Origin of the sequence: Microvirga sp. Mcv34 (genome assembly GCF_024519725.1) — a bacterium.
Taxonomy (GTDB): domain Bacteria; phylum Pseudomonadota; class Alphaproteobacteria; order Rhizobiales; family Beijerinckiaceae; genus Microvirga.
The window spans coordinates 1-7,766 of sequence record NZ_JALJRK010000138.1 but is presented as its reverse complement, the minus strand read 5'-3'; the positions used below and the strand labels follow the sequence as shown (position 1 = coordinate 7,766).

Sequence of the window (7,766 nt, the reverse complement as noted above, 5' to 3'; positions counted from 1 at the left end):
CAACATCGCACGCCGGACCAGATTTCGGAATCGCTCGTCAGTGACAGAACACTAGGAAAGCAGGTGCCGGAGGGGGAGGGGCGCGAGCAGCTTCTGGAGATGGCCCGTACCTGGGACAGCTTGGCCGTAACCCGCGAGGGATTGGTGCGCAATCATCCAGAACTCAATATAGGGGACACGACATCCGCTGGCCCGCCGCCTCGCCTGTCGAAGGCGGAAAGCGGAATATAAGCTTGGCAGGGGCGTTGGAGGCTGCCCATCAGCGGGAGCAGCGATCATGACGGTTTTGGACAAGGCCAAAATTGTGATCGATGAGGCGCAAGCAGCGCAGGTGCGAGCCCATTGTGCGGGGCCTGCTTGCCCGTCTAGGGCTCATATTCAGATCCAGACGAAGCAGGTGGCCTGACTGCCGTGGTCGCCAAAGTCCTGTTCCGGTCCTCGCCGAACGATCAAGGCTCCGTTGCAGGAAACCGTGTCCTAGAGGGCGCGCGTGGGACGGAGCTGGAAGCGTCCCTCACCACCTTTCACCCTTGCCGGGGACGGAACGGCACCACGGTTCGTCCCCCCACCGCCTTCAGGCCCTCGCCAATCGTGCGCGCGAGGGTTGTCTGATCAAATGGCTTGGTCAGCCTGACAAGATCCGGAAGTGCGCTCGGCGGCAGGTCGGCAAAGCCGGTGGCCAGAATGATCGGCAGATCAGGCTGCTGGGTTTTGATGTGTTCGGCCAGCTGGGTGCCCGCCATGCCCGGCATGGCCTGATCGGTGAGCACTAGATCGACAGCCCTGCCGCTCGCGAGAATGGTCAGCGCCTCCTGCCCGGAGCCAGCCTCGATGATGCGGTGCCCGAGATCCTCCAGCATCGCGGCCGTGTTGGCCTGAACCAGGGCGTCATCGTCGACCACAAGGATGGTCAGCGGCCGCGAGGTCGCCGACGGCCCCTTTGCTGGAGTAGGTGGCAAGACGGGTTCCGTGGAGGTTCGCTTCTGGGCAACAGGCAGCCAGATCTCGGCAGTAGTACCTTTCCCCTTTTGGCTCCTCAGGACGAGCTTTCCGCCCGATTGCGCCGCAAGGCCATGCACCATGGACAGACCGAGCCCGGTGCCTTTGCCGACACCCTTCGTCGTGTAAAACGGCTCCATCGCATGGGCCAAGGTCGCCTCGTCCATGCCTTCCCCCGTGTCCGTCACCGACAGGCAGACATAGCGGCCCGGCAGAAGGGCGCTGCCGTCGTCCGGCTCTACGGTCTGTTCCCCGGCCGCAATGACGATGGTTCCACCCTCCGGCATGGCGTCCCGGGCGTTGACGGCCAGGTTCAGCAGGGCCAGCTCCAATTGGTGGCCATCGACATGAGCACAACTCAGGCCGAGCGGGAACCGGGTCTCGATCTGCACCATGGGCCCGATGGAGCGCTGCAGCAGGTCGGTCATGCCCTTCACGAGATCAGGAACATCGACCGGCTCGGCCGTGAGCTCCTGCCGCCGCGCGAAGGCGAGCAGGCGCTGGGTCAGGGCCGCGCCTCGCTGGGCCCCCTGAACGGCGCCGTCGAGCAGGCGCGTGGCCTTGGGATCGTCCGGCAGACGCTTGCGCAGGAGTTCCAGGTTGCCGAGCACCACCGCTAGCAGGTTGTTGAAGTCGTGGGCGACGCCCCCGGTGAGATGGCCAAGGGCCTCGATCTTCTGCGCCTGGCGCAGGGCCTCCTCGGCGCGCTTGCGGGCGGTGACGTCCAAGACCCCTCCCAGAATATACTGGAACTGCCCCTCCGGATCGCGCTCGACCCGGCCTGACATGAGCACATCCAGGACAGCCCCGCTCTTGGTCACGAGGCGATACTCGACATCCTTCAAGGCACCCTCGCGCAGCAGCGTCGGCCAGACCTCCTCCGACCGGTGCTGGATCGCGTCCTCGGTCATGAAGTCGGTGATCGGACGCCCCACGACCTCCTCGCGCCGGTAGCCCAACAGGTCGAGCCAAGCCTCGCTGACGTGCTCGATGATCCCGGCCTCGCTGAGGGAATGCAGCGGCAGCGGGGTCTTCTTGTAGAGGGTCCGGTACCGCTCCTCACTGGCCCGCAGGACCGCGGCTTCGCGGTCCGCCAGAACGGCAAAGCGGCGGTCGAACAGGGCCGCAATCAGAGCCAGGAACAGGATCAGGAAGGTGGCGCCCGCCACTGCCAGCGCGAGACTGGTCTGCTCGATGCTGGCGTGGGATGACTCCGGCCCCGCAGACATGTGCCGCGAGAAGGTTGCTGCCCGCATGGCCGTGTAGTGCATGCCGGCGATGGCTCCTCCCATCGCGACGGAGGCGACAAGCTGTTGAACGAGACCCGTTTCCCGGAAGGCCAGCCAGAGCGCGACGGTGGCAGCCCCGATGGCAATCAGGATCGACACCGCAACCCAGAGGTTGTCGTAGCTGAGATCCGCGGCCATGTGCATGGCCGCCATGCCAGTGTAATGCATGGCGACGATCCCGAGCCCGACGAGCAGGCCACTGGCCGCAAGGACCGCAGGGCCCGCAGGCTTGCGGCTCGCCATGAAGAGGCCTAAGCCGGTGGCGAGGATCGGCAGCGCCAGCGAGAGCAAGGTAAGGTCGAGGTGGTAGTGCACCGGCATGCCGGGCACGCTGTAGGCAAGCATGGCCACGAAATGCATCGCCCAGATGCCGCCGCCCATCGCGACGGCCGCCGCGGCAAGCCAAGAGTAGTCTGCCCAGCCCCGGCCGGCACGGGAGCGGCCAGCGAGATCGAGGGCAGTATACGAGGCGAAGGCCGCCAGGACGATGGACAGGGCGACCAACTCGAAGTCGTGTGTTCCCACAACCGTCATGGGTGACAAGCCGACTGGCAATGGATGCAGTGACGACGCCCCAAATTGTTATTCCTTTTGATCCGCCTGCTTTCCCACTGCGTCCGAATCCGTGCAGCGGAAATAACCTTATCAGCAAAACCCCGCATCGCAGAGCCACGCGGGGTCGAGGGAGTCACGGAAACCGAGCCCGTCTGCGTCTTACCGTTCGATCACACGGGAAGCCCATCCGTCCGAGCAGTCTCGGCCTTAGTTCGGAATGATCTGGATCACCTTACGGCTTTCCTGATCGATTCCGCATTGGTTGAGCCCCATGACAACTCTTTTCGCGGTGAGGCGGTTGTCACCCCATTGTGGGCTGGACCCTCTTGGCAGGCGTCAGGCCGCTTTCCGCTCCGAATCCGCCAGAAGCCGCTCAAATCCCAGGGCCGGTCCAAGCGGCACGATCCCGGTCGGGTTCAGGCTCTTGATCGAGTGATAGCCGCGCTTGATGTGATCGATGTTGACGGTGCCGGCGATGCCCGGGAAGGCGAGCATCCGCTCCAGATGCGCGCTCAGGTTGGAGTAATCGGCAATCCGGCGCAGGTTGCACTTGAACAGGCCGTGATAGGCCGCATCGAAGCGGACCAGTGTGACGAACAGGCGAATGTCGGTTTCGGTGAGGCGGTCACCAAACAGGAATGCCTTGCCCGCAAGGTGCTGTTCGAGCTCGTCGAGCATGCCGAACACGTCTTGGAACGCCTCCTCGTAGGCTTCCTGTGTCGTGGCAAAGCCGGCGCGGTAGACGCCGTTGTTGAGTCGGGGATAGATCCGGTCGTTGAGCGCATCGATCTTCGCCCGCAGGTCCTCGGGGTAAAGATCGACCGTGTCATCAGCGAGATGCCCGAAGCCCGCGTTCAGCATGCGCACGATGTCGGCGGACTCGTTGTTGACGATGGTCTGCCGCTGCTTGTCCCAGAGCACGGGGACCGTGGCGCGGCCGGTGATGGTCGGATCCACCTTGGTGTAGATCTCGTGGAGGTAGGTGGCGCCATTGAGGACATCCCGGCTGGAGCCGGGATAGTCACCGAAGCGCCAGCCCTGGTCGGTCAAGGCAGGCTCGACGACCGAGACCGAGATCACCTCCTCAAGCCCTTTGAGCCTGAATGCAATGAGGGTGCGCGAGGCCCACGGGCAGATCAGGGCCAAATAGAGATGGTAGCGTCCGGCTTCGGCCCTGAACCCGCCTTCGCCGGTCGGGCCCGGGCTGCCGTCCGGCGTGATCCAGTGTCGGAAGCTCGATGTCTGCCGGACGAAGCCGCCTTTGGCATCGGTCGCCTGCACGGGTTGCCAGTCAGCCGTCCATTTGCCGTTCACGAGCATGGCGTCTTCTCCTCAAGCCTGTTGGACAGACAATCCGCTCCGTTGATCCTTGGCTTCCAACGCACAAGACTCTCTTCCGCAACCGATGAGACCGTGATCAAGGTTTCGGCGATGGCGCGTCCGCCGGAATTGTGTGCCCAGGGCCCGAAAGCAGGTGGCGCTCAACCGCAAAGGGGTATGCCCGCAGGGTCACGCGGGCCTGAACCTCTGCGCGGATGATCGTGGGCATCAGGCTTTGAACGACCGCTGTCCGGAGACGGCCTCCAGCTGCGGCCGTAAGGCCTCCAGGTTGTAGCCGGCGTCGGCGGCCGTCTGCAGGATTTCATGGGCCGAAAGGCGGTCGCTGGCCGCCAGCGCCCACAGGGTCGCCGAGCGGGTCCCCGTGCGGCAGAAGGCGAGGGCCGGCTTCCTGGCCTCCGAAAGGGCCTTCCTGAACGCTTCGACCCGGTTGTTCGACAGCTGCCCTGAAACGACCGGGATGTGCCAGTACGCGAGCCCGAGGCGCTCCGCCGCCGCGGCGAGCTCCTCGCTTCGGGGCTGGTCCGGCGCCTCGCCATCAGGACGATTGTTGATGATCGACCGAAACCCCGCGGCAGCGGCCTCCTCAAGATCCTTGGCGGTCAGCTGATGGGCGACCGAGATGTTGGGCGTCAGCTTCGTGGCCTTCATCGGCGTCTCCATTGCCGGGTCGGCGTGCCGCGTCAGCAGCACCGGAACCCGCTTCGTCCCTCGCCACCGTAGCGGGCGGCCTGCCGCTCGCGGAAGAAATCTGGGTAGGCCATGACGGAACGGTCAGGATGGTTGCGCCGCATGTGCTCGACATAGGTTTCGTAGTCGGGAACACCGACCATCAGCCGAGCTCCTTGGCACACGCATTTGGTGAAATCGCTCCAGCGTTTGCGCAGATCGGGCTTCAGCATCAGCCCCTCCTCAGCGCATGGCGGAGACCGCGCCCGCAGCCTCCTCATCCAAGAGGTCTCGTGTGGCCGGAGCCTCCCGGGCGGTCCAGCGGTCGGCACGGTAGGCCTCAAGGCAGGCCCTGATCCCGTAATAGACGATGCTCACCACCACGAGCACGAACAAGGCGGACAGCGCCGCGTCGATGCGGTCGTTCCAGATGACCTGGCTCATCTGCGCCGGGTCCTTGGCCGGCGCCAGCACCTGCCCCTGCGCCAGAGCATTGGAGAACCGGTTGGCATGCGCCAGGAAGCCGATGGCCGGATCCGGGTGGAAGATCTTCTGCAGGCCGGCCGTGAGCGTGCACACGATGAGCCACGCAGCAGGCAGGATCGTCACCCAGGCATAGCGCTCGCGCTTCATCCGGAAGATCACCACCGTGCCGAGCACGAGGGCGACTGCAGCCAGCATCTGGTTCGAGATCCCAAACAGGGGCCAGAGCGTGTTCACCCCGCCCAGGGGATCGGTCACGCCCTGGTACAGGAAGTAGCCCCAGGCACCGACGCACAGGGCCGTTGCGGCAATGCTCGATCCCCATGAAGCCGTGTCGCGGAACCTGGGCATGAAGAGGCCGAGCAGGTCCTGCAGCATGAAGCGTCCGGCACGAGTGCCAGCGTCCACCGCGGTGAGGATGAACAGCGCCTCAAACAGGATAGCGAAGTGGTACCAGAACGCCATCATCGCCTTGCCACCGATGAGGTTGGAGAAGATCTGGGCCATGCCCACTGCCAGCGTCGGCGCGCCGCCGGTGCGGGAGATGATGCTGTGCTCGCCGACGTCCCGCGCCGTTTCCTCGATCTGCTGCGGCGTGACGGGAAAGCCCCATTCGGTAACCTTGGCTGCGGCGCTTTCCGCCGTGGTGCCGATCTGGGCTCCGGGGCTGTTCATGGTGAAGTAGATGCCGGGCTCGATGATGCTGGCCGCCACCAGCGCCATGATGGCCACGAACGACTCCATCAGCATGCCGCCGTATCCGATGAGGCGAGCGTTCGCTTCATTGTCGATGAGCTTGGGCGTCGTGCCGGACGAGATCAGGGCATGGAAGCCCGACACCGCCCCGCAGGCGATGGTGATGAACAGGAACGGGAACAGGGAGCCGGACCAGACCGGGCCGGTGCCGTCCACGAAGCGGGTCAGGGCCGGCATCCTCAGGTCTGGGGCGGCGACAACGATGCCGAGGGCGAGCGCCGCGATGGCGCCGATCTTGAGGAAGGTCGAGAGATAGTCGCGCGGCGCCAACAGCAGCCACACCGGCAGGATCGAAGCGATGAAGCCATATCCGATCAGGATCCAGCAGAGCTGGGTGCCGGTGAAGGTGAAGGCCGGACCCCAGGTCGGGCTCTCGGCGATGGTCTGGCCGAACACGATGGCGAGCATGAGCAGCACGAAGCCGATCACCGAGACCTCGCCGATGGCGCCGGGGCGGATATAGCGCATGTAGAGGCCCATGAAGACGGCAATCGGGACGGTGGCAGCCACCGTGAAGGTGCCCCACGGGCTCTCGGCCAGCGCCTTGACGACGATGAGCGCCAACACCGCCAGGATGATGACCATGATCATGAAGGTGCCGAAGAGGGCGATGACGCCCGGCACCGGCCCGAGCTCCGCCCGGATCAGCTCGCCGAGCGAGCGGCCGTCGCGGCGCATCGAGACGAACAGCACCATGAAGTCCTGCACGGCCCCCGCCAGGACGACGCCGGCGAGGATCCACATGACGCCAGGCAGATAGCCCATCTGGGCGGCCAGCACCGGTCCGACGAGGGGGCCGGCGCCGGCGATGGCGGCGAAGTGGTGGCCGAACAGCACGTAGCGGTTGGTCGGCACGTAGTCGAGCCCATCGTTGTGGCGAACGGCCGGTGTCTCACGCTCCGGGTCGAGCTGCATCACGCGCCGGGCGATGAAGAGCGAGTAGTAGCGATAGGCGATCAGGTAGGTGGCCACAGCCGCCACCACGATCCAGAGCGCGTTGACGTGCTCGCCGCGCTCGATGGCGATCAGCGCCAGGGCAAATGCACCGAGAATTCCGACAAGAACCCAAATGAGGTGGGAGCGAACAGCACCGGCCATGGCCGCGTCCTCCGCAAAAGCCGACGGTCTCGCCGTCGGCCCTGTGCTCCTCCAACGCCGCCAGGACGGCAGAGTTCGAGGCCGGCACCCATCGGCCTTGTTGAGCCAGAGCAATGAGTGAGCCGCAGCGCCGCGGTAGGAAGGGCCATAACCTTCGGAGACGACGATGAAATATCCAGGCTTCTTTGACGAGGCGCGCCGCCTTACCCTGTATGATCCCCTGAGCGCTTTTCTCGGCGCGACCGAGGACGGGCTGGTCGAGTACACGTACCTCGATGCCGTCAAGCTGGCCGGGCACTCGTGCCCGACCGTGGCCGGCGCCTATCTGATGACGCTGCGGGCGCTCAGGCATCTTTACGGGGGCGAGATCCCGGTACGGGGCGACATCGACGTCGCGCTGGGCCAAGAGGCCGCCGACGGCGTGGCCGGCGTGATGGCGTCGGTGGCCACCCTCGTGACGGGCGCCGCCGGGGAGGGCGGCTTCAAGGGGATCGCCGGACGGTTCGAGCGCCGCGACCGGCTCGCCTTCGGGGCCGCCGTCGGCGGGGAGATCCGGTTCACCCGCCGTGACACGGGGCG

7 protein-coding genes are annotated in these 7,766 nt (G+C 65.5%); 2 read left to right on the top strand and 5 right to left on the bottom strand.

The features are described 5' to 3' along the window. The coding region (locus tag OC446_RS28515) for a hypothetical protein (protein ID WP_262032315.1) at nt 1–231 on the top strand (231 nt) is incomplete at its 5' end. Nucleotides 232–524: 293 nt separating this feature from the next. Here the strand turns inward: OC446_RS28515 and OC446_RS28510 are convergent. The 5 genes from OC446_RS28510 to OC446_RS28490 all read right to left on the bottom strand — a co-directional run bounded on the left by OC446_RS28510 (nt 525) and on the right by OC446_RS28490 (nt 7,187). Beyond that, the gene (locus OC446_RS28510) at nt 525–2,822 is read right to left on the bottom strand and encodes an MHYT domain-containing protein (protein ID WP_262032314.1); all 2,298 of its coding nucleotides are present in this window, start codon (nt 2,820–2,822) and stop codon (nt 525–527) included. Nucleotides 2,823–3,179: 357 nt separating this feature from the next. Beyond that, nucleotides 3,180–4,163 (bottom strand): glutathione S-transferase family protein, encoded by a 984-nt coding sequence (locus tag OC446_RS28505; RefSeq protein ID WP_262032313.1) that lies wholly within the window; start codon nt 4,161–4,163, stop codon nt 3,180–3,182. A gap of 228 nt (nt 4,164–4,391) precedes the next feature. After that, nucleotides 4,392–4,832, bottom strand: a complete 441-nt coding sequence (locus OC446_RS28500; RefSeq protein ID WP_262032312.1) for a TIGR01244 family sulfur transferase — start codon at nt 4,830–4,832, stop codon at nt 4,392–4,394. A 32-nt stretch (nt 4,833–4,864) separates the two neighbouring features. After that, nucleotides 4,865–5,083, bottom strand: coding sequence for a YbdD/YjiX family protein (locus OC446_RS28495; RefSeq protein ID WP_262032311.1), 219 nt, complete (start codon nt 5,081–5,083; stop codon nt 4,865–4,867). Nucleotides 5,084–5,093: 10 nt separating this feature from the next. After that, the gene (locus OC446_RS28490) at nt 5,094–7,187 is read right to left on the bottom strand and encodes a carbon starvation CstA family protein (protein WP_262032310.1); all 2,094 of its coding nucleotides are present in this window, start codon (nt 7,185–7,187) and stop codon (nt 5,094–5,096) included. 166 nt (nt 7,188–7,353) lie between these two features. Here OC446_RS28490 and OC446_RS28485 point away from each other — a divergent pair. Next, nucleotides 7,354–7,766 (top strand): hypothetical protein (locus tag OC446_RS28485; RefSeq protein ID WP_262032309.1); only part of this gene is annotated, 413 nt, incomplete at its 3' end.

Bases quoted from the DNA above. Each gene is read 5' to 3' on its own strand.
- OC446_RS28500 (WP_262032312.1), bottom strand. From the start codon at position 4,832: ATGAAGGCCACGAAGCTGACGCCCAACATCTCGGTCGCCCATCAGCTG.
- OC446_RS28510 (WP_262032314.1), bottom strand. From the start codon at position 2,822: ATGACGGTTGTGGGAACACACGACTTCGAGTTGGTCGCCCTGTCCATC.
- OC446_RS28490 (WP_262032310.1), bottom strand. From the start codon at position 7,187: ATGGCCGGTGCTGTTCGCTCCCACCTCATTTGGGTTCTTGTCGGAATT.
- OC446_RS28505 (WP_262032313.1), bottom strand. From the start codon at position 4,163: ATGCTCGTGAACGGCAAATGGACGGCTGACTGGCAACCCGTGCAGGCG.
- OC446_RS28495 (WP_262032311.1), bottom strand. From the start codon at position 5,083: ATGCTGAAGCCCGATCTGCGCAAACGCTGGAGCGATTTCACCAAATGC.